Source organism: Stenotrophomonas koreensis (assembly GCF_001431525.1).
GTDB lineage: Bacteria > Pseudomonadota > Gammaproteobacteria > Xanthomonadales > Xanthomonadaceae > Stenotrophomonas > Stenotrophomonas koreensis.
Window position 1 is genome coordinate 139,956 of sequence record NZ_LDJH01000008.1, and the last position, 20,214, is coordinate 160,169.

Annotated in this window: 14 protein-coding genes and 2 pseudogenes; 3 read left to right on the forward strand and 13 right to left on the reverse strand. The window is 67.6% G+C overall.

The window, feature by feature from the left end; genetic code table 11:
* Positions 1 to 283 precede the first annotated feature (283 nt).
* A pseudogene (locus ABB25_RS05745) lies at positions 284 to 2,323 on the forward strand (catalase); the annotation flags it as partial.
* A 111-nt stretch (positions 2,324 to 2,434) separates the two neighbouring features.
* On the opposite strand, the gene hdhA reads toward ABB25_RS05745, so the two are convergent.
* The 12 genes from hdhA to hflK all read right to left on the reverse strand — a co-directional run bounded on the left by hdhA (position 2,435) and on the right by hflK (position 18,010).
* On the reverse strand, positions 2,435 to 3,241 hold the full coding sequence (hdhA, locus tag ABB25_RS05750) for a 7-alpha-hydroxysteroid dehydrogenase (protein WP_338062031.1): 807 nt from the start codon (positions 3,239 to 3,241) through the stop codon (positions 2,435 to 2,437).
* A gap of 68 nt (positions 3,242 to 3,309) precedes the next feature.
* Complete coding sequence (locus ABB25_RS05755; RefSeq protein WP_057664843.1) at positions 3,310 to 4,080, reverse strand: AraC family transcriptional regulator; 771 nt, start codon at positions 4,078 to 4,080, stop codon at positions 3,310 to 3,312.
* A 128-nt stretch (positions 4,081 to 4,208) separates the two neighbouring features.
* On the reverse strand, positions 4,209 to 5,615 hold the full coding sequence (locus tag ABB25_RS05760; protein ID WP_244477759.1) for an MATE family efflux transporter: 1,407 nt from the start codon (positions 5,613 to 5,615) through the stop codon (positions 4,209 to 4,211).
* Positions 5,616 to 5,670: 55 nt separating this feature from the next.
* Positions 5,671 to 5,994, reverse strand: coding sequence for a thioredoxin family protein (locus tag ABB25_RS05765; protein WP_057664846.1), 324 nt, complete (start codon positions 5,992 to 5,994; stop codon positions 5,671 to 5,673).
* A 132-nt stretch (positions 5,995 to 6,126) separates the two neighbouring features.
* Positions 6,127 to 8,253 carry a M3 family metallopeptidase gene (locus ABB25_RS05770; protein WP_083488127.1) on the reverse strand — a complete coding sequence of 709 codons (2,127 nt, stop codon included), beginning with the start codon at positions 8,251 to 8,253 and terminating at the stop codon, positions 6,127 to 6,129.
* A 291-nt stretch (positions 8,254 to 8,544) separates the two neighbouring features.
* The gene (locus ABB25_RS05775; protein WP_083488128.1) at positions 8,545 to 9,846 is read right to left on the reverse strand and encodes a ferredoxin reductase family protein; all 1,302 of its coding nucleotides are present in this window, start codon (positions 9,844 to 9,846) and stop codon (positions 8,545 to 8,547) included.
* Positions 9,847 to 9,986: 140 nt separating this feature from the next.
* Positions 9,987 to 12,899 carry a ligand-binding sensor domain-containing diguanylate cyclase gene (locus ABB25_RS05780; protein WP_057664852.1) on the reverse strand — a complete coding sequence of 971 codons (2,913 nt, stop codon included), beginning with the start codon at positions 12,897 to 12,899 and terminating at the stop codon, positions 9,987 to 9,989.
* A gap of 438 nt (positions 12,900 to 13,337) precedes the next feature.
* Entirely contained in the window at positions 13,338 to 13,928 is a 591-nt protein-coding gene (locus ABB25_RS05785; RefSeq protein ID WP_057664853.1) for an HD-GYP domain-containing protein, read from the reverse strand.
* A gap of 329 nt (positions 13,929 to 14,257) precedes the next feature.
* Positions 14,258 to 15,550 carry an adenylosuccinate synthase gene (locus ABB25_RS05790; RefSeq protein WP_057664855.1) on the reverse strand — a complete coding sequence of 431 codons (1,293 nt, stop codon included), beginning with the start codon at positions 15,548 to 15,550 and terminating at the stop codon, positions 14,258 to 14,260.
* Between the two features lie 218 nt (positions 15,551 to 15,768).
* Positions 15,769 to 15,954 carry a DUF2065 domain-containing protein gene (locus ABB25_RS05795; protein WP_057664858.1) on the reverse strand — a complete coding sequence of 62 codons (186 nt, stop codon included), beginning with the start codon at positions 15,952 to 15,954 and terminating at the stop codon, positions 15,769 to 15,771.
* A gap of 59 nt (positions 15,955 to 16,013) precedes the next feature.
* A complete protein-coding gene (gene hflC / locus ABB25_RS05800; protein ID WP_057664860.1) occupies positions 16,014 to 16,877 on the reverse strand; it encodes a protease modulator HflC in 864 nt (287 codons plus the stop codon).
* A complete protein-coding gene (gene hflK / locus ABB25_RS05805; RefSeq protein ID WP_057664862.1) occupies positions 16,874 to 18,010 on the reverse strand; it encodes an FtsH protease activity modulator HflK in 1,137 nt (378 codons plus the stop codon). Before hflK ends, hflC begins: the two co-directional genes overlap by 4 nt.
* Before the next feature lie 144 nt (positions 18,011 to 18,154).
* Here hflK and ABB25_RS05810 point away from each other — a divergent pair, with 144 nt between their 5' ends.
* Entirely contained in the window at positions 18,155 to 19,150 is a 996-nt protein-coding gene (locus ABB25_RS05810) for an oxidoreductase (protein ID WP_057664890.1), read from the forward strand.
* A gap of 78 nt (positions 19,151 to 19,228) precedes the next feature.
* Entirely contained in the window at positions 19,229 to 19,594 is a 366-nt protein-coding gene (gene pilH / locus ABB25_RS05815) for a twitching motility response regulator PilH (protein ID WP_057664863.1), read from the forward strand.
* A 71-nt stretch (positions 19,595 to 19,665) separates the two neighbouring features.
* Here pilH and ABB25_RS05820 read toward each other — a convergent pair.
* Positions 19,666 to 20,025 (reverse strand): annotated as a pseudogene (locus tag ABB25_RS05820) (DnaJ C-terminal domain-containing protein); the annotation flags it as partial.
* Positions 20,026 to 20,214: the final 189 nt, after the last annotated feature.

The following is a 20,214-nucleotide window of genomic DNA, read 5'->3' on the forward strand; positions in this document are numbered from 1 at the left end:
GAGGCGGCGGCCATCCTGAAGAGGTGCGACGCTGGAACCGGTAGCGGCAGCGCGGCCGGACTCCGGATTCAGCCATGTCGGTGCTCCTTGTTGCCGGGATGAACGCAATGGGAGGGCGCTGCCTGCATACGACCGGCGATACGGCGCATTCAGCCCCCGGCGACGTTGTGTTAACCGCTTTCCGGCCACGGTGGCGGCCCTGCACCCACCACAGGAGCCCTCCCACATGGCACCCAAGCACGTCCCGACGAACCCCAAATCGCCCCAGGCCAGCGAGGACCTGCGCGGCAATGGCGATGAACTGCAGCAGCAGGCCGGTGGTAGCCATCCGCAGCTGACCACCAACCAGGGCATCCCGGTTGCCGACAACCAGAACTCGCTCAAGGCCGGCCCGCGCGGCCCGACCCTGCTGGAAGACTTCATCCTGCGCGAGAAGATCACCCACTTCGACCATGAACGCATTCCCGAGCGCATCGTGCATGCCCGCGGCAGCGGTGCCCATGGGTACTTCGAACTGACCCATTCGCTGGCCGGGTACACCCGCGCGCGGGTGCTGACCGAGGTCGGGGTCAAGACACCGGTATTCACCCGCTTCTCCACCGTGGCCGGCGGCGCCGGCTCGGTGGACACCCCGCGTGATGTGCGCGGCTTTGCCGTCAAGTTCTACACCGAAGAAGGCAACTGGGACCTGGTCGGCAACAACATCCCGGTGTTCTTCATCCAGGATGCGATGAAGTTCCCCGACCTGGTGCATGCGGTGAAGATGGAGCCGGACCGCGCCTTCCCGCAGGCCGCCAGTGCACACGACACGTTCTGAGACTTCATCTCGCTGACCCCCGAATCGACCCACATGATCATGTGGGCGATGAGCGACCGCACCCTCCCGCGCTCGCTGCGCATGATTGAAGGCTTCGGCGTGCACAGCTACCGCCTGCTCGATGAGGCCGGCAACAGCACCTTCGTCAAGTTCCACTGGCGCCCGGAGCTGGGCGTGCAGTCCACGGTGTGGGACGAGGCGATGAAGCTGCAGGCCGCCGACAACGACTTCCACCGTCGTGACCTGTTCGAGGCGATCGCCGCCGGCGACTTCCCGGCCTGGAAACTATGCGTGCAGCTGTTCACCGAGGAAGAAGCCGAGTCCTTCCCGTTCGACCACCTGGACCCGACCAAGATCATCCCCGAGGACCTGGTGCCGCTGCAGGAAATCGGCCGGATGGTGCTGGACCGCTGGCCGGACAATTTCTTCCAGGACACCGAGCAGGTCGCGTTCTGCCCGGCCAACATCCCGCCGGGCATCGACTTCTCCAATGACCCGCTGCTGCAGGGCCGGTTGTTCTCCTACCTGGACACCCAGTTGATCCGCCTGGGCGGGCCGAACTTCCACCAGATCCCGGTCAATGCGCCCAGGTGCCCGTTTGCCAACCACCAGCGCGACGGCCACATGCAGATGGCCAACCCCGGTGGGCGGGTGAATTACGAGCCCAGCTCGCTGCAGGACGGCACTCCGCGCGCCAGCCAGCGCGCCGGCTTCCCGAGCTTTGCCGAGCGCGCCGACGATGCCGGCAAGGGCCGCGTGCGCCCGGCCAGCTTCGCCGACCACTACACCCAGGCGCGGCAGTTCTTCCTCTCGCTCGAAGCTCCCGAGCAGGCACACCTGGCCTCGGCGCTGGTGTTCGAGCTGTCCAAGGTGGAAACCCTGGCGGTGCGCAAACGCATGGTCGGCAACCTGCGTCATGTCCACGAGGAACTGGCCCGGCGCGTGACCGACGGCCTTGGCCTGCCGGCGTTGCCGCCGCCACCGGAAGTGGTGGTACCAGCGCAGGACATGCCGCCCGCCCCGGAGGTACGCATCATCGGGCGCATGCAGCAAACGCTGCAGGGCCGCTGCATCGGCATCCTGATCGACGACGGCTCGGACGCGGCCACGATCAAGGCCGTGCGCAAGGCCGCCGAGAAGGACGGTGCACAGGTCAGGATCGTCGCACCCAAGGTCGGCGGCGCCACGCTGTCCGATGGCAGCCACCTGCCCGCCGATGGCCAGCTTGCCGGTACGCCCTCGGTGCTGTTCGACGCGGTGGCCATCGTGCTGGACCCGGCCGCCGGCAAGCAGCTGGCCAAGGAATCGGCGGCGGTGGACTTTGCCGCCTTCGCCTGGGCCCACCTGAAGGCGATCGCCGCCGATGCCGGTGCCGCCCCGCTGCTCAAGGCGGCCAACGTCGGCAAGGATGCCGGTGTCGTCGAGGCTGCTGCGGTGAAGGACTTCATCGCCGCCGCGCGCACCCGGCAGTGGGCACGCGAGCCGAAGCTGCGCACACTGGCCTGACGCGGTCTGGCCGCAGAACGGACACGATGGCTTCCACCGCCTGCACGGACGGCCCCGGCAATCCGTGGCCCTGCAGCGGCAGGGTCCCGGCCTCATCGCCCGGCGTGGTGGTCAGTCCAGCTCCTGGACCCCGCCACCGGAGACGGTGAGGACCTGTCCACTGATCCAGGACGCTGCCGGCGCGCACAGGAACAGCGCGGCGTTGGCCATGTCCTGTGGCTCGCCCAGGCGCTGGATCGGGGTGTGCGCCAGCATCCTCTGCTCGATTGCCGGGGTCAGCACCCCGGACAAGGCGGTGGTGCGGGTGGCGCCGGGGGCGATACCGTTGACCCGGATCCCGCGCGGCCCCAGATCAAAGGCGATATTGCGCAACAGGTGGCTGGCGGCGGCCTTGGAGGCGCCGTAAGAGGCCATGCGCCTGTTGCGGCTTTCCGCAGCCATCGAGGTGATCGCCAGCAGACTGCCGCCACCAGCCTGTTCCATCGCCGGGGCCGCCAGCTGGGCCAGACGGAACAGCGAAAACACATTCAGTTCGAAGGCGCGGTGGAAATCCGCCATCGGCATCTCGAACGGCTTGGGCCCACCGCCGCCCGCATTGGCGACAACGATGTTCAACTTGCCAAACTGCGCCAGTGCCGCCTGCACCAGCTGCTCCAGGTCCTGCTCGCAGGTGACGTCGCAGCGCAGCGGCCACGCACGACCGCCGGCAGCCCGGATCTGCTCCACCACCCCCGTGGCCCGCTCCAGGCTCAGGTCACTGACCACCACTGCCGCACCGGCGGCGGCAAAGGTCTGGGCAATGGCCCGGCCTATGCCATCAGCGGCACCGGTTACCACCGCGACCTGGTCATCCAGGCGGAAATCGGCAGCTTGTACTTCAGAACCTCCCGGGCAGGAAAAGGACAGGACAACGCCAATGCTGCGCCGTGCGCAGACACGGCGTGTAGATCGATTGCCTGCGCAGGACAGTGACCGGTGGCGCCGGCTCAGGTCAGCGGCGGCTGGCGGTCGCTCTGGCGGGCGCCCCGGGCATTGACCTGCAGCCGGTACTGGCGCGGCGCCATCCCGGTTTCGGCACGGAATTTGCGGGTAAACGCACTTTGATCGGTAAAACCGCAGGCCTGGCCGATGCTGGCAATGCTGTCCGGGCCATGCAGCAGATGCATCGCCATCTGGATCCGCAACCGGGTCAGCACCTGCTGCGGCGTCATCTGGAACACCTTGCGGAAGCTGCGCTCGAGCTTGGAAAGCGAAAAGCCGGTCAGGTCCAGCAGCGTCTGCATGCGCACGCTGTGGCTGTAATGGCTGTTGAGGTATTCCAGCGCCAGCCGCAGCGGTTCGTATTCGGCCTCCAGCCCGCCGCGCTGGCCCAGATCGCGCGAAATGCCGATCAGGCCGACAATCCGGCCGTCCTGGATGATCGGCCGCTTGCAGCTCAGGCACCACCCCGGCTGCCGGTTGGCAAACAGGTGTAGCTCCATCACGTTCTCGATGACCTCGCCGGCCAGCACCCGTGCATCCTGCTCGACATAGGTCGCGCTCATCCCGGCCGGATACACCTCATCGGCACGCTTGCCGATCACCTCGGCCCGCGAGCGCACACCGAGCCGGCGCAGCATGGTCTGGTTGACGTGGGTATAACGCCCCTGCGCATCCTTGGCAAAGAACAGCACGCTGGGAATGGCATCGAACAAGGCCTCGACCTCGGCAGGGTCCAGGGACGGTGCATGCGACGGGGAGGCTGGGTTGGGAAGCATCGATCAGACCTGCAGGGAAACAGTACGCCCACAGGGCCAGCAGCTCCCCCGGGCAATGGTGACCCCGCTAGTGTGTACGATCACACGCCGCGGTGCAGGCCCGGTACGATCATCGCGGTTCCGGCCACTCAGATCGCAGCACTGCCCTGCCCCACCCGCGCGGCCAGCAGCCGCCAGGCCGGCAGCAGCACCAGCGCCCGGACCACGGCAAACACCAGCATCGCCAGCCACAGCCCATGGCTGCCCCACCCCTGCTGCGCCGGCCACGAGCACAGCACCAGCGCGAGCAATGCATACAGCGCCGAGCGCCGCATCGGCGCAGTGGCGGTGGCGCCGATGAACATGCCATCGAGCTGGAACGCGGCCACCGACAGCAGCACATAGGCCGCCACCCACGGCAGGTGGGCCTGCGCATGCGCGACCACCGCCGCCAGGTCGGTAAGCACGGCGATGATCCTGCCCCCGCACAGCAGCACCAGCAGCGCCAAGCCCAGCGCGGTGGCTGCGGCCAGCTCGCCGCCCAGGCGCACCACCCGGCCCAGCCCGCTGCGGTCGCCGCGGCCGATCGCACGGCCGACATGCGCCTCGGTGACATGGGCAAAGCCATCCAGGAAGAACGCGCAGAACGCCACCAGCTGCAGCAGCAGGTGGTTGCCGGCCAGCACCACCTCGCCGAGCTGGCTACCCTGGCGCGCGAACCAGGCAAACCCGGCCAGCAGGCACAACGTGCGCAGCAGCAGGTCGGCATTGGCCGACCACAGCGCCCGCCATGCCGTGCGGTCGCCCAACCACTGCCAGCCGGCCGGACGCAGGCCCGCGCCGTGCTCGCGCAGTGCCTGCCGCAACAGCCACAGCGCCAGTGCACAGCTGGTCCACTCGGCAATCGCCGTGCCCAGCCCAATGCCACGCAGCCCCATCCCCAGCCAGCCGGCAAACCAGATATCAAGCAATGCATTGAGCCCGTTGAGCAGCAGCTGCACCGCCAGCAGCGCGCCACCACGGCCCAGCCCGATCAGGCTGCCGCACAGCGCATACAGCGCCAGCGCCGCCGGCGCGCCCCAGATCCGTGCGGCCACGTAGTCATCGCTGCGGGCCTCCAGCGCCGGCGTGCTGCCTAGTGCGGTATGGAACAGCAGCGACAGCGGGGCATGCAACAACCACAGCGCCAGGCCAATCCCCAGCCCCAGCAACAACGGCCGCAGCACCGCCGCCTGCAGTCGCACCGCCTGCCCGCCCCCGGCCGCCTGCGCGACGAACCCGGTGGTGGCCATGCGCAGGAAGCCAAAGGCCCAGTAGAGGAAATTGAACAGCAGTGCCCCCACCGCCAGCGCCCCCAGCTCTGCGGCACTGCCGTAGTGGCCGATTACCGCGGTATCGACCATCCCCAGCAACGGCACCGACGCCCCGGCCAGGATGATCGGCACCGCCTGGCGGGCGAGCGTCGTGCGCGTGGGCAGCGATGAGGGCGAGGGATTGGCGGGTGTGGAGCGGGAAACCATCCGGTCATGATGACCGATGGCAAGCTTCCCGGTCATACACCGCCGTAAACAAGCTGCGGGGATAGATGAGCGCAAGCTCGACGCGTGGGCTTCAAAGGGCTGCCTGTGCTTTCCGCAACGGCAGCAGGTCGGCAGCGGACAGTGGCCCCACCACGCGCGCCAGTTGCTGCCCCCCCCGCAGCAGCACCAGTGTGGGCCGCAACGTGATCCGGAACGAGCGGCCGGGCGGCTCGCCCCGCCCGTCCTCGATCTTCAGGTGTTCCAGCTGCGGTTGGTCACCGAGCAGCGGGCGGATCGCCGGCTGCGCAGCCTGGCAGTGGCCGCACCACGGCGCACCGAACTCCAGCAGCAGGCTTTGCCCGCTCGCATCAACATCAGCGCGGGCGGGTTCGGTTTGCAGGTAGTGTCCGTGCAAACAGGGGAACCCACAAACCAGGTAGAGGCGGAACTGTGGAGCACGGAAACCGGGCCAATCCAAAGTCGGATCCCCAAAAAAAGCGACCCGGTTTCCCGGGTCGCCTTCTGGGTTACTGCACGTCAGGCCGGATTACTTCAGGCCGCGGTTGCGCAGCAGGGCATCAGCGCTGGGCATGCGGCCGCGGAAGGCCTTGTAGCTCTCGGCCGGGTCGCGGGTGTTGCCAACCTCGTACACCTCGCGGCGCAGCTTGGCGGCAAGCTCCGGGTCGAACACGTTGCCGGCTTCCTTGAACGCATCAAAGCCGTCGGCGTCCATCGCTTCGGCCCAGGTGTAGGCGTAGTAGCTGGCCGAATAGCCACCATCGAAGATGTGGCTGAAGTGCGGCAGGCGGTGGCGCATGCCGATCTGCTCGGGCACGCCCAGCTCACGCAGCTGCTCGGCCTCCCACTTGCCGGCGTCGAAGTCGGCCGGCAGCTCGGTCAGCTGGTGCAGGCGCATGTCCAGAATGGCCGAGGACAGCTGCTGGATGGTCGAGAAACCCTGGTTGAAGGTCTGGGCCTTCAGCAGCGACTCCAGCATGGCCGTCGGCATCGGCTCGCCGGCGGCATTGCGGGCATGGGCCTGCAGGATGGTCGGCTCGGTGATCCAGTGTTCGTACACCTGCGACGGGAACTCGACGAAGTCGCGTGCCACGGCGGTGCCCGACAGGCTCGGGTAATGCGCCTTGGACAGCAGGCCGTGCAGGCCATGACCGAATTCGTGGAACAGGGTCTGGGCTTCGTCCAGGGAGATCAGCGCACGCTCGCCGGCAGCCGGCGGGGTGATGTTCTGGTTGTTGACCACGATCGGGCTTTCGCCCAGCAGGCCGTTCGGCACGCGGATGCTGTTCATCCAGGCGCCCGGACGCTTGGTCGGACGGGCGAACCAGTCGGCGTAGAACAGGCCGATCTTGCTGCCGTCCGCCTCACGGATCTCGAACACGCGCACGCCGTCGGCGTAGACCGGAATGTCCTTGCGCTCATGCACGGTCAGGCCGAACAGCTTCTGGGTGGTCTCGAACATGGCAGCGACCATGCCGTCCATCGGCATGTACTGCTTGACCTCGGCCTCGTTCAGGGCAAAGCGCTCGCTACGGACCTGCTCGGCGTAGTAGCGCCAGTCCCACGGCTGGACGTCGGTGATGCCGTCCTTGGCGGCCAGCGCCTGGATGTCGGCCAGTTCTTCCTTGGCGCGTTCCAGGGCCGGGGTGTAGACGGCCATCAGCAGGTCCATCGCCGCTGCCGGGGTCTTGGCCATGGCGTCGGACAGGACGAAATCGGCGTGGGTCGCCGCGCCCATCAGCTTGGCGCGCTCGATGCGCAGCTCGACCAGACGCTTGATTTCGGCGCTGGTGTTGTTCTCGTTGGCGTTGTCACCACGGAAGGTGAAGGCACGCCAGATCTTCTCGCGGGCGTCGCGGTTGGGCGCGGCGGTCAGGAACGGTTCGGCGGCCGAACGGGTGGCCGGGAACAGGTACTGGCCCGCTTTGCCTGCGGCTTCGGCAGCGGCAGCGGCAGCGCCGACCTGGTCTGCCGGCAGGCCTTCCACTTCCGCAGCGGTCAGGAAGACATCGTTGGCCTTCTGGTCGGCCAGCAGCTTCTGCCCGAACTGCACGCCCAGGTTGGCCATCTCTTCGTTGATGGCGGCAACGCGGGTGCGGGCTTCTTCGGACAGCGCGGCACCGGCGCGCACGAAACGCTTGTGGGTCTGCTCCAACAGGCGGGCCTGTTCCGGGTTCAGGCCCAGCTCGGCGCGCTTGTTGAAAAGCGTGTCCACGCGCTGGAACAGCGCCTGGTCCAGCATGGTCTCGTTGGACAGGCGGGCCAGCTTCGGCGCAATGGCCTTCTGCACGGCCTGGTTGGCCGGGGTGGCATCGGCCGAAGCCACAGTGAAGAAGGTGCTGGCCACGCGCGACAGTTCGCGACCCGAACGCTCCATCGCTTCGATGGTGTTCTCGAAGGTCGGCTCGTCGGTGTTGTTGGCGATGGCCTGGTTCTGCTCGCGGGCAGCGGCGATGGCCTGATCGAAGGCGGCCTCGTAGTGCTCGGCACGGATCAGGTCATACGGCGGCACGCCGTCAGGGGTATTCCAGGCACCCATCAGCGGGTTGGCCGACTGCTCGGCGCTGACCGGGGTGGATTGGTTGCCGTTGGGCTGGCTGCAGCCCATCAGGGTAGCCGCGATGGCGGCGGAAAGAACACAGGTACGGAGGATCATCAGCAGCTTCCTGACACAGTTGACCGTTCAATGTATGCCAAGTGGCAATCTTTGCGTGTGCCAGAAGTCTTGGACTCGCCCGGGCAGCACACCTGGACAGGGGCCAGGTGCGTTTGCAGCATCAGAACCGGGCGGGCTGTCGGCTTATCAGCCGCGCCTGGACGCCCGCGCTGCCAGCCGGCGCCGGATCCGGGCCGGCGTGCCCAGCCGCGCGGCGCTGGACGCGCGCGCGTGACAGCCTGCAACGCACTGCCGCCTTGCGGCCATTGCCGGCAGCGGCCGCTTGCCTCATCAACGGAACTGGAACAGCTCATGGCGCAGGCAGTGCTCGCCAACGCCACTGGCACGCATCAACCCACGCACCTGCTCCAGCAGGCCGGGCGGCCCGCAGAAATTGATCTGCACCCGGTCGGCGCCCGCCTGCGCCACCAACTGCGCAAACTGCTCGCGAAACGCCGGTGTGGCCGGGCCACTGGTCACTTCCACCAGGTTCACGCCACGGCGGGCGCACAGCCCGGCCAGGTCAATGCCTGCTGGCAGCTCGCGTCCGGGCGTAGTGAAATGAAACAGGGTCACCGCTGCGGCCGGCGGCTCGACGCAATCCTGCAGCCAGGCAATGAACGGAGTGATCCCCACGCCACCGGCAATCCAGATCTCCTGCCGGCCATCGGCCTGACGCTGGAAACGGCCAAACGGGGCATACACCTCGGCCAGCAGGCCAGGCTGGGCCTGCTGGACCAGGCGGGCGGTGTAATCGCCCAGCGAGCGCACCATGAAGGCGATCGCCCCATCCGCTCCGGCGGCACTGGCAATCGTGTACGGATGCGGCTCACGCAGGCCCTCGTGTTTGAACGAGACAAAGGCGAACTGGCCGGCGGCGAAGGGAATGGCCCGCGCCACCGGCACCAGCTGCAGGTAAACCGCCGACCCATTGGAGGAGACCTCCACCAGGCGGTATTCGGCATGCCGGGCCAGGAACGGATACAGCAGCAGTTTGTAGCCGGCGGCCAGCACGCCCAGAGCGGAAACCACGGCCAGCCAGACACCGGCCGGGCTGGCCAGCACGATCGGTGAGCGGAAGCTGAGCCAGTGCGCGACCACGACCAGGAACAACGGACCGGACAGCTTGTGCCACCAGCGCCAGACCCGGTACGGGATGTTGCGGTTCAGGGCCAGCAGCACGATCAGCATCAGCGCAAGGAAGCTGAGCTGGCGCAGCAGCCGGGTGGCTGCCGAAGGCAGCTCCACGATCGACAGTACCTGCCAGTCCGGATGCCCGCTCTTGAAGGCAAAGTGCACACAGGCCAGGACCAGGGCCCAGATGCCCAGCCATTTGTGCGCGGCATACACCCGGTCCAGGCCGCCAAGGAAGGATTCCACCCAGGGCCAGCGCGCGGCCAGCAACGCGGCGGTGGCCATCAGCGCAACGGCAGCGATGCCCGAGCCAAGGCTGAGGGTTCCCAGGCTCAGCCGGCTGGACGTCGGCACGCTCAGCCACAGTGCACAGAAGCTGAGGATGACCACCAGCCCCACCAGCGGGCCTGGCCCCAGCCGCGGCGAACGCAGCAGCATTGCCCACCAATGGCTCTTCATCACCCCTTCCCCGCATCGCCCGGTGATGTGCTGCGGCCGGCTGGCAACAGACTGGTGATTACGGTAACAGCCCGCAGCCGGCCACGGGAAGCAGCGCCAGCCGGCTTGTCCGGCCCGGATTGGCAGCCAGGCGCAGACACTCAGGCAGCAATGGCGCGGTTGCGTCCCTGGGCCTTGGCCACATAAAGCGCACGGTCGGCCGCATGCAGCAGTGCTTCCGGGCTGCCCTCCAGCGTCGGCGATGCCATTGCCACGCCGATACTGACCGTCACCACCGGCGCCACGCTCGAGGCATGGTGCGGCATGCCCCGGGCCTGGATGGCGGCAACCACATTGTTGGCCAGCTGCATGGCTGCCTCCAGGGTGTAACCGGGCAGCAGTGCGGCGAATTCCTCACCGCCATAGCGCGCGGCCAGATTCTGCCCCCCCTTGACCTGGTCGGCCAGGATCGCAGCCACCGTCGCCAGCGCCGCGTCCCCGGCCAGATGACCGTGGTTGTCGTTGTAGGCCTTGAATTCATCCACATCCACCAGCAGCACCGACAGCGGATCACCACTGTGCGCGTGTGCCTGCCATGCCTGCACCATGCAGCGGTTGAACTCGCGCCGGTTGGCAATCCCGGTCAGCGCATCCTGGGCGGCAATCAGCGCCAGCTGCTGGTTGGCTTCGCGCAGGGCGTCGGTGCGGCGGGCGACCTCATCGGTGAGCTGGCGCTCGCGTATGCCGGCGGCGCGCAGCCGCCAGCGCACCGCACCGCCGAGCAGGCCCAGGCCCGCCAGCAGGCCAAGCAGGCGCACCCACCAGGTCTGGTGCCAGAGTGGCAGCAGCTTGAAGGCCACGCTGGCCCCCTCTTCGTTCCAGACCCCGTCGTTGTTGCTGGCCATCACCCGGAACACGTAATCGCCCGGCGGCAGGTTGGTGTAATAGGCCCGCCGGTTGTCACCGGCCTCGCGCCACTGGCGGTCAAAACCCTCCAGCCGGTAGCGGTAGCGCACCGCCGCCGGGGCCAGGTAACTCATCGCGGCAAAATGGAACTCCAGCCGCTCGATGCCCGGGCCAAGACCGGCCACCTCAGGCAGGTCGACCTCGCCACCATTGGCCAGCATGCGTTCGATGGCCACCGGAGGTGGCTGCAGGTTGCCCTGCATCCGCGCAGGATCCACCACCACCACCCCCTTGGCGGTGCCGAACCACAGCCGGCCATCTTCCGTCCGCCCGGCCGGGGTCTGCGAGGCACCGTTGCCCTGTGCATTGAGCATGCCGTCGGCGGTGCCATACCAACGCGGCTCGACCCTGGCCAGCGCACCGGTGTCCAGCGCCTGCAGGTCGGCCCGGGCAATCTGGCCGATGCCACGGTTGGAAGAGAACCAGAAATTGCCGCCACCATCATCGAGCAGCGCAAACACCGCATCGCCGTGGAAACCGGCATTGGCCAGATAGCGGCTGACCTTGCCATCACGCACGCGCATGATGCCCACGCTGGTGCCCAGCCACATCTCGCCATTGGCACCGGGATGGAAGGCGAACACACTGGTGCCGGCCAGGCCATCGGTGCCGCAGCTGTCCAGCACACCGCCACTGAGGCAGCGCAGGCCACTGCGCAGGCCGATCCACAACCGGCCATCCTCGCCCTGGTACAGCGCACGGATGTCATCGCCGCGGGTCTGCTCCAGCATGTGCACCTGTTCGCCGTCGATCCGCGCCAGGCCCTGCAGGGTACCGGTCCACATCCCGCCCTCGCGGGCCGACGCAAGCGCAAACACGATCGTTCCCGGCAGGCCATCGGCCAGGCCGAAGTTGCGCGCCCGGCCCGCAGGGCTGAAGCGGGTAACGCCCTCGGTGCCTCCCACCCACAGCTGCCCCTGGGCATCGGAGGTGATCGCGCGCAGCAGCTGGCTGGGCAGCTGGCGGTTGTAGTCATCGGCCGGCACCAGGCGTGGCTCGCGATAACGCGCAAGCCCGCCGCCATCGGTGCCGACCCAGAGCGGGCCACCGGGCTGCTGGTGCACCGCACGCACCGCATTGGACGCCCCGCTGCCGACCACGGTGACCAGCTTGGACTGGCTCAGCCGCTGCAGGCCGGACGAGGTGGTGCCGATCCACAGGTTGCCCTCGCGGTCCTCCAGCATCGAGCGCACGGTTTCCCCGCGCATTCCCGGCAGGCCCTGCTCACAGCTGAAACGGCCCTGGGCCAGGCGGCACAGGCCCATGCCCAGCGGTGCAAACCAGACCGCGCCGGCACGGTCGGCGTACAGGGTGTAGATGCGCTTGTCATCCAGCGCCGCTGCCAGCGGCTGGCGATGGAAACGGCCGTTGTCGAAGTAGGCCGGCCCGGCCTGGGTGCCGGCCCAGGCCGTCCCCTGCGCATCCACGGTCAGGCTGTAGACCGCATTGCTGGGCAGGCCATCGGGCTGCGCGTACAGCCGTGCCTGCTGGTTGCGCCAACGCAGCACGCCGACGCCATCGGCAGCGATCCAGACCCCGCCCGCCGGGTCGGCCACGATGGCACGGTAGAAACCCCGCGGCGGGAAACCATCGGCATCGCCGAGCAGACGCGGCCGGCCATCGACCACCCGCACCACCCCGGCATTGGTGGTCAGCCAGAGTGCCCCGGAGGTGTCGCTGACGATGCCGAAAACACTCTCGATGCCTGCCGGCAGCGCCACCGGCTCCAGCGCGCGGCCGCGGTAGCGGTACAGGCCACCGTTGAGGGTGCCGACCCACAGGCCGTGCGCACCGTCAGCGGCCACGGCGGTGATTGCCGAGCTCTTCAGCGTCGGCGCGATCCGCGGGTCGATGGTCTGGAAACCTTCACCGCTGTGCCGGACCAGACCACCATAGGTGGCCAGCCACAGGACACCATCGGCCTGCTGGGCGATGGACAGCACCGTGCCCTGCGGCAGCTGGTTTTCGTACCAGACATAGCTGAAATGGGCGATTGGCCGCGTCGGCTCCAGCGCCAGCAGCGGCAGCGCCACCACCCCCGCCAACAGACCACACAGCAGCGCAATACCCCTGCGGCGGATGCCATCGAACTGCTGCACGATATTCATGTTCCCCCCGAACCCGGCGCATGCTAGCAGCAACCGGCAACGGTGACGATGCGGCGGGCTCCAGCTCCAGCGCCGGCGCCACCCGGTGATTGACAGCCAGCCGAGCGGACCGCGCAACCGAGGGAAGGCCGGCATCCATCCGGCAGTCATCACCCGGTAGCGCGCGCACCGCCATGCGCAGGTTCACTTGCCACTGGCCGGGGCCGCTGCGAACGGCGCCGACGTTGCCACCGGCCACATCGTCAGCACCGGCCCCGGGCCGTTTGCAACAACCGGCCAGCGTGCACGCCCCCACCTGCTGCGCGCTGCAGACCGCAGCGGCATGCCCGGCAGGCAAGCGTCCGGCAGACACGGGAAGAGCACCGGAAGAGCACCGGGCGGGCCTGGTCATTGGCCGGTTTTCAACACCCGGCACCGGACCCGGCGGCATGTTGGCTGCTAGGGCTTGGCGCGCAGCTGGCTGTCTTCTTCGAGCAAGGCGGCGAAATGATCGAATACGAGCGGATCGCTGGCGGTGCCGCGCTCACTGCGCAGGATCGCCATCGCCTGCGCGTGGCTGCGGCTGGGCTGGTACGGGCGGCGGGTGGTCATGGCGTCGTAGCTGTCCACCACCCGGATGATCCGCGAAGCCAGCGGGATGGCATCGCCGGCCAGCCCATCGGGGTAGCCGCTGCCGTCGAAATTCTCGTGGTGATGGCGCACGATCTCGGCCAGCAGCGCGGCATCGGGGCGATCGAGTTCGGCACAGATCCGCGCACCGGCCTCGGCATGGGACTGCATGATTTTCCATTCATCAGGGTCCAGCCGGCCGGGCTTGAAAAGGATGTGGTCGGGGATGCCGATCTTGCCGATGTCATGCAGGCGCGCGGCATCCAGCAGCGCCGGCAACTGGGCCGGGGCCAAGCCACACCGTTGGCCCAGCGCCGTGCAGATCGCCTCCACCCGTCCGCAGTGGTCCTGGGTATAGGCATCGCGCAGCGACAACGCAGTGGTAAGTGCCCCACGCGGGGTAATCCGGATCTGGATCATGCAGCTGCCTTGCCAGCACGGCGTTGATGCGGGAAGGCTTGATTACCACAAATGACCAGCGGGCGGGAGCACGGCGGTTTTCCCGTTGCGCCATCATCGACAGCCTTGCTCCCGATCCGGGCTCAAGGCCTGGACGACGTTGCCGGCACCGCCGCCTGTCCGGCGCCGGGCACCCGCACCGGCTGGCCGGCCGGGAGCCCCTGCATGGGGGGACACGGCACCACGGTCAGCACAGCGGCTGCGCTGCCGCTGCCATGCCAGCGCGTCGACGGCACAATGACAAAGGCCCCGCATGCGCGGGGCCCTTGCAGACACGCAACTACCCGGGCTCAGGCCCAGGGATCGCGCAGGACCATGGTGTGGTCACGGTCCGGGCCGGTGGAGACGATGCTCACCGGGCAGCCGGCCAGTTCCTCCAGCGCACGCAGGTAGGCACGTGCGGCCGGCGGCAGCTTGTCCCACTCGGTGATGCCATGGGTGTTCTCGCTCCAGCCCGGAAATTCCAGGTAGACCGGGGTGATCTCTTCCCAGCCCTGGGCATCGAGCGGGGCGTACTCGGTGCGCTTGCCACGGTATTCGTAGGCGATGCAGACGTTGAGCTTTTCCATGCCGTCGAGCACGTCCAGCTTGGTGATGCACAGCCCGGAGATGCCGTTGATGGCCACCGCACGCTTGAGCGCGACGATGTCCATCCAGCCGCAGCGGCGCGGCCGGCCGGTGGAGGCGCCGTACTCGGCACCGCGGTCACGGATGCCCTGGCCGATGTCGTTGTCCAGCTCGGTCGGGAACGGACCGCCGCCGACGCGGGTGGCATAGGCCTTGGCAATGCCGAGCACGTAGTCGATGGCCTGGGCGCCGACACCGGTGCCGGCCAGCGCGCCACCAACGGTGGTGTTGGAGCTGGTCACGTACGGGTAGGTGCCGTGGTCGATGTCCAGCAGCGCGCCCTGTGCGCCTTCGAACAACACGCGCTTGCCCTGCTTGCGCAGGTCATGGCAGATGCCGGCCACATCGCTCTTCATCGGCTCGACATACTCACCGAAGGCCAGCGCTTCCTGGTAGGTGGTCTCGAAGTCCACCGGCTCCACGCCCAGGTACTGGGTCAGCACGAAGTTGTGGTAGTCCAGCGCAGCCTTGAGCTTTTCGGCCAGCTGCTCGGGGTAATGCAGGTCGGCGATGCGGATGCCGCGACGGGCCACCTTGTCCTCATAGGCCGGGCCGATGCCGCGGCCGGTGGTGCCGATGGCCTTGCCACCAGCGGCCTTCTCGCGCGCCTGGTCCAGGGCAATGTGGTAAGGCATGATCAGCGGCGCGGCCGGGGAGATCTTCAGGCGCGAGCGTACTTCCACCCCAGCGCTTTCCAGCTCCTCGATTTCCTTCTTCAGCGCGGCCGGCGAAATCACCACGCCATTGCCGATCAGGCACAGCGCGCCATCGCGCAGGATGCCCGACGGAATCAGGTGCAGCACGGTCTTCTTGCCGTTGATGACCAGGGTGTGGCCGGCATTGTGGCCGCCCTGGAAGCGCACCACCGCACCGATTTCCTCGGTGAGCAGATCGACGATCTTGCCCTTGCCTTCATCGCCCCACTGGGCACCAAGCACAACAACTGACTGACCCATGACGGGTGACTCCTGAATTTTTGCGGCCATCGGGGCCACGAAAGGGAACCGTGCGCACGGTGATGACGGTCATTTGCCAGGCCCATCGGGGGATTGGCCGCCGCCATCACTGCAGACACGGAAAAAGCCGAACAGGGTTGCCCGTCCGGCTTTTCTGGATTATCCGGGTTTTGTCCGGCCGCTACCAGTCCCGCGCAGCAGCGCTGGCACGGCCCGGTTCAGTGCCGCGCCCACCACAGCCCAGCCAGGCCGGCCGCCAGTACCAGCCCGCCGAAGCGACGCAGCGCGGCCGGCGGCAGCTGCAGCATCTGCGCGGCCATCGCCCGCCACGCCAGCGGCCAGGCAAACAACAGCAGTCCTTCAATCACCGCCACCAGACACAGGGCAGCCAACAGGTCTTTCATTGCACGTACTCCACAACAAAGGCCGGCATTGCTGCCGGCCTTGTCTTCACATCACATGCTCAGCGGTCACTGCGCATGTACTGCAGGAACGGGTCGTTCTTGTCCAGCACGATCACGCCGTTGCCATCGGCCATCGAGCCGCGGTAGGCCTCCAGTGAACGGTAGAAGGCATAGAACGCCGGATCAGCCGAACCGGCCTTGCCGTAGGTGGCCGCCGCCAGGGCATCCCCCTCACCGCGCAGACGCTGCGCATCGCGCTCGGCCTGTGCCAGCAGCACCGTGCTTTCACGGTCGGCCTGGGCACGGATGGCCAGCGACTGCTCCTCGCCTTCGGCGCGCAGCTTGGCTGCTTCCTGCTTGCGCTGGGCACGCATGCGCTCGTACACGTCGGTAATCACCTGGCTGTCAGTGGGCAGGTCGATCTGCTTGATGCGCAGGTCGACAATCTGCATCCCCAGGGTGGTGACTGCGTCATTGATGCCCTTGAGCTGGCCGGCGATCAGCTCGCTGCGGTCGCCGGAAACCAGCTGCTGCAACGTGCGCGAGTTGATCTGGTTGCGCAGCGAATCGGTAATGATCGGCGCCAGGCGGGCATCGGCATTGCGGGCATCCCCACCGGTGGCACGGTAGTAGGCCTGGGTGTCGGAGATGTAACCGATGGCGAAGAAGTCAACGCTGACATCCTTCTGCTCGGCGGTGAAGTAGCGCGCCGGCGGCATCCCCAGCACCTGGAAGCGCCGGTCAAACACGCGCACGCTTTCCACCAGCGGCACCTTGAAGTGCAGCCCGGGCTTGACGTCGGCGCGCACCACCTTGCCCAGGTTGAGCACGATCGCGGTCTGGTCCTCACGCACCACATAAACCGAGCCGAGCAGGCCCAGCAGCACGGCAACCAGGATGCCGATCACCAGTGAATTTCTCATCGCACCACCTCCTCACGACCACCACGCACCGCACTGCGTCCGGCATCACGCACGCCATCGGCCGGCGTCTGCGTGGTGGCCGGTGCCAACACCTCCGGGGTCACCACCGGCGAGGCCGGAGCGCGACCACCATCGGCCGGCATCGGCACGTAGATCAGCTGGCGGCTGTCACCACCGATGACCTTGCGGTTGCCGGCCAGCACCTGCTGCACGGTTTCCAGCCACAGGCGCTTGCGGGTCACTTCCGGCGCATTGCGATATTCGGCCGCCAGCAGGCTGAAGCGCTGGGCATCACCCTCGGCGCGGGCGACTACCGACTCCTTGTAACCTTCGGCCACGGTACGGGTGCGGGTGGCCTGGCCACGCGCTTCGGGAACGACCTTGGCCGCATAGGCCTGGGCTTCGTTGATCAGGCGTTCCTTGACCTGCTGGGCACCGTTGACCTCGTCAAAGGCCGGCTTCACCTCTTCCGGCGGGCGCGCATCGGGCAGGGTCAGCCCGGTCACAATCAGGCCGGTGCGGAAGCTGCCCAGCTGCTGCTGCAGGCGCTCCTCGGCGGCCACGGCCAGCGGACCGCGGTTGTTGAGCACCGAGTTCAGGTCAGCGCGGCCGACCTGCTCACGCACGGCCGACTGCGCCATCTGCTCCAGCACCTGGTCGGCATCGACAGTGCCAAACAGATACTCGCGCGCATCCTGCACCCGGTACTGCACGTTCATGGCCACCGAAACGATGTTCTCGTCGCGGGTCAGCACCGGCACGGTGGAAGAAAAGGTCTTGATCTGGGTGGCGTTGACCTTGGTCACCGATTCGATCGGCCACGGCAGCTTGAAGTTCGGGCCCGGCTCGAGCACGCGCGAGAACTGGCCAAAACGCAGCACCACGCCACGCTGCTGTTCGCCGACCAGCTGGAAGCTGGACAGCACCACGCCCAGCCCCACAGCCAGGGCGACCCAGCGGCCGATGCCGCCCTCAAACAGCTGCTTGATCGGACCGGGCAGACCGCCACCGAATCCACCGCCAGTGCCACCGCCATTACCGCGGTTGTTGCCACGCGGCGGCCAGTTTCCACCACCACGCGGATTGTCTTCGGGACGCTTGCCGCCCCCGCTGCCAGGTATGTTCCAGGCCATGCATGCTCCATCGGTCGTGGCTGCTGCCCAGGCCATTCCCGTGCCCGCAGCCGTCAATCGTTGGCCGATTCTACTGCATGGCTGCCCCCATCCCGGCGCTGACCGGCTATCTTGACCGCCTTGTTCACCCAGCAGGACCGCCCGATGACCCCCACGGCCCCTTTTTCCGCCTTCCGCATCCACAACGACGACGCTGGTTATCGCAGCGGCATTGAACCCCTGCAGCTGGACCAGCTCAGCCCCGGCGAGGTGGTGATCCGCGCCCGCTGGTCCTCGGTCAATTACAAGGATGCGCTGGCCGGCACCGGCAAGGGCAGGATCCTGCGCCAGTTCCCGTTGGTCGGCGGCATCGACGTGGCCGGCGAGGTGGTTGCCTCCAGCGACCCGGCCTTCAAGGAAGGTGACCCGGTGATTGCCACCGGTTGCGGCATGAGCGAGGTTCGCGACGGCGGCTACAGCCAGATCGTGCGGCTGCAGTCGGCCTGGGCGATCCCGCTGCCGGCCGGGCTGAGCCTGCGCGAGGCGATGATCATCGGCACCGCCGGCTTCACCGCCGCGCTGGCGCTGCTGCGGCTGACCGAAAACCGCCAGCGCCCGGAAATGGGCCCGCTGGCGGTGACCGGCGCCACCGGCGGGGTCGGCTCGCTGGCGGTGGATATCTTCAGCCAGGCCGGTTTCGAGGTGCATGCGATCAGCGGCAAGGCCGACCAGGCCGATTACCTCAAGGCGATCGGCGCCAGCCAGGTACTGGGCCGCGAGGTACTGGCCACCAGCAAACCGCTGGAATCGGCGCGCTTCGGCGGCGGCCTGGACAATGTCGGTGGCAGCATGCTGACCAGCCTGCTGGCGCAGACCCGGCCGTATGGCAATGTCGCCAGCGCCGGCCTGGCCGGCTCGCCGACGCTGGAGATGACGGTGATGCCGTTCATCCTGCGCGGCGTCGGCCTGCTTGGCATCGCCAGCGCCGGCACCGCGCGCGACATCCGCGGCCGGGTCTGGGAAAAGCTGGCCGCCGACTGGAAGCCGCGCCACCTGGACCGCATCTGCACGGCCGAGGTCGGCCTGGACGAGCTGCCGGCGGTGTTCGAGCGCATGCTCGTCGGTGGTTCTTTCGGCCGTACCGTGATGCGCATTGATTGATTGCCCGCTTCTGTGCGCTGGGATCTTCTTTTTGATGCCGGTGCGCTACTACACTTGGCATCAAAACGGGGAGAAACCATGGCACGCGTTCTGATCGTGGACGATTCACCGACCCAGCTGATGGGTATCCAGCGGATCGTCGAAAAACTGGGGCACGAAACCTTTACCGCCACCGATGGCGCCGCCGGGGTGGAGGCGGCCATGGCCACCCTGCCGGACCTGGTCCTGATGGACGTGGTGATGCCCAACCTCAATGGCTTCCAGGCCACGCGCACGCTCAAGCGCGAGGCCAGCACCAGCCATATCCCGGTGATCCTGGTCACCACCAAGGACCAGGACACCGACCGCATGTGGGGCATGCGCCAGGGGGCCAAGGCCTACATCACCAAGCCGTTCTCCGAAAGCGAGCTGTCAGAGGTGATTGCGCGGGTCTTCAGCGCCTGAGGCGGGCCGGCGCAGGAAGGCAAAAAAGGGCGGCCACTGGCCGCCCTTTGCCTTTCCCGGCCGGCAACGGCCTAGGAAGTCTGTGCAAAGGCCTCGGCCAGCTTCTGGTAGGCCTGACGCTGGGCCTCGTTGACCGGTACCGGCGCGCTGATTTCCAGCTCGACGATCTGGTCGCCACTGGCCCCGCCACCGGCCTGGGGCAGGCCACGGCCACGCAGGCGCAGCCGGCGCCCGGCCTCGGAGCCGGGCGGAATCTTCAGCTCGACACTGCCGCCCAGGGTGGGCACGGTCAGGGTGGCACCCAGCGCGGCCTGCCACGGGGTCACGCTCAGCGTATGCAGCACGTTGCGGCCATCGACCTCGAACTGCGGATGGTTGGCGTAATCCACTTCCAGCAGCAGGTTGCCGCCGCCCTGCCCCTGGCCGGCCAGGGGCAGGGCGGCGGCAACCTGCTGCTGGAAGTGGATTACGCCAACCATCCGCCTGTATCTTTTACACCTCTCCGAGCGCAAGAGACGGACTCCTATCTCGTATCCCGTATTCTGCTTCCAAAAAGAAACAAAACACCCACAAATCAGTCTGCTCCCTAACAACATGAGACACATACTACAGAACACCAA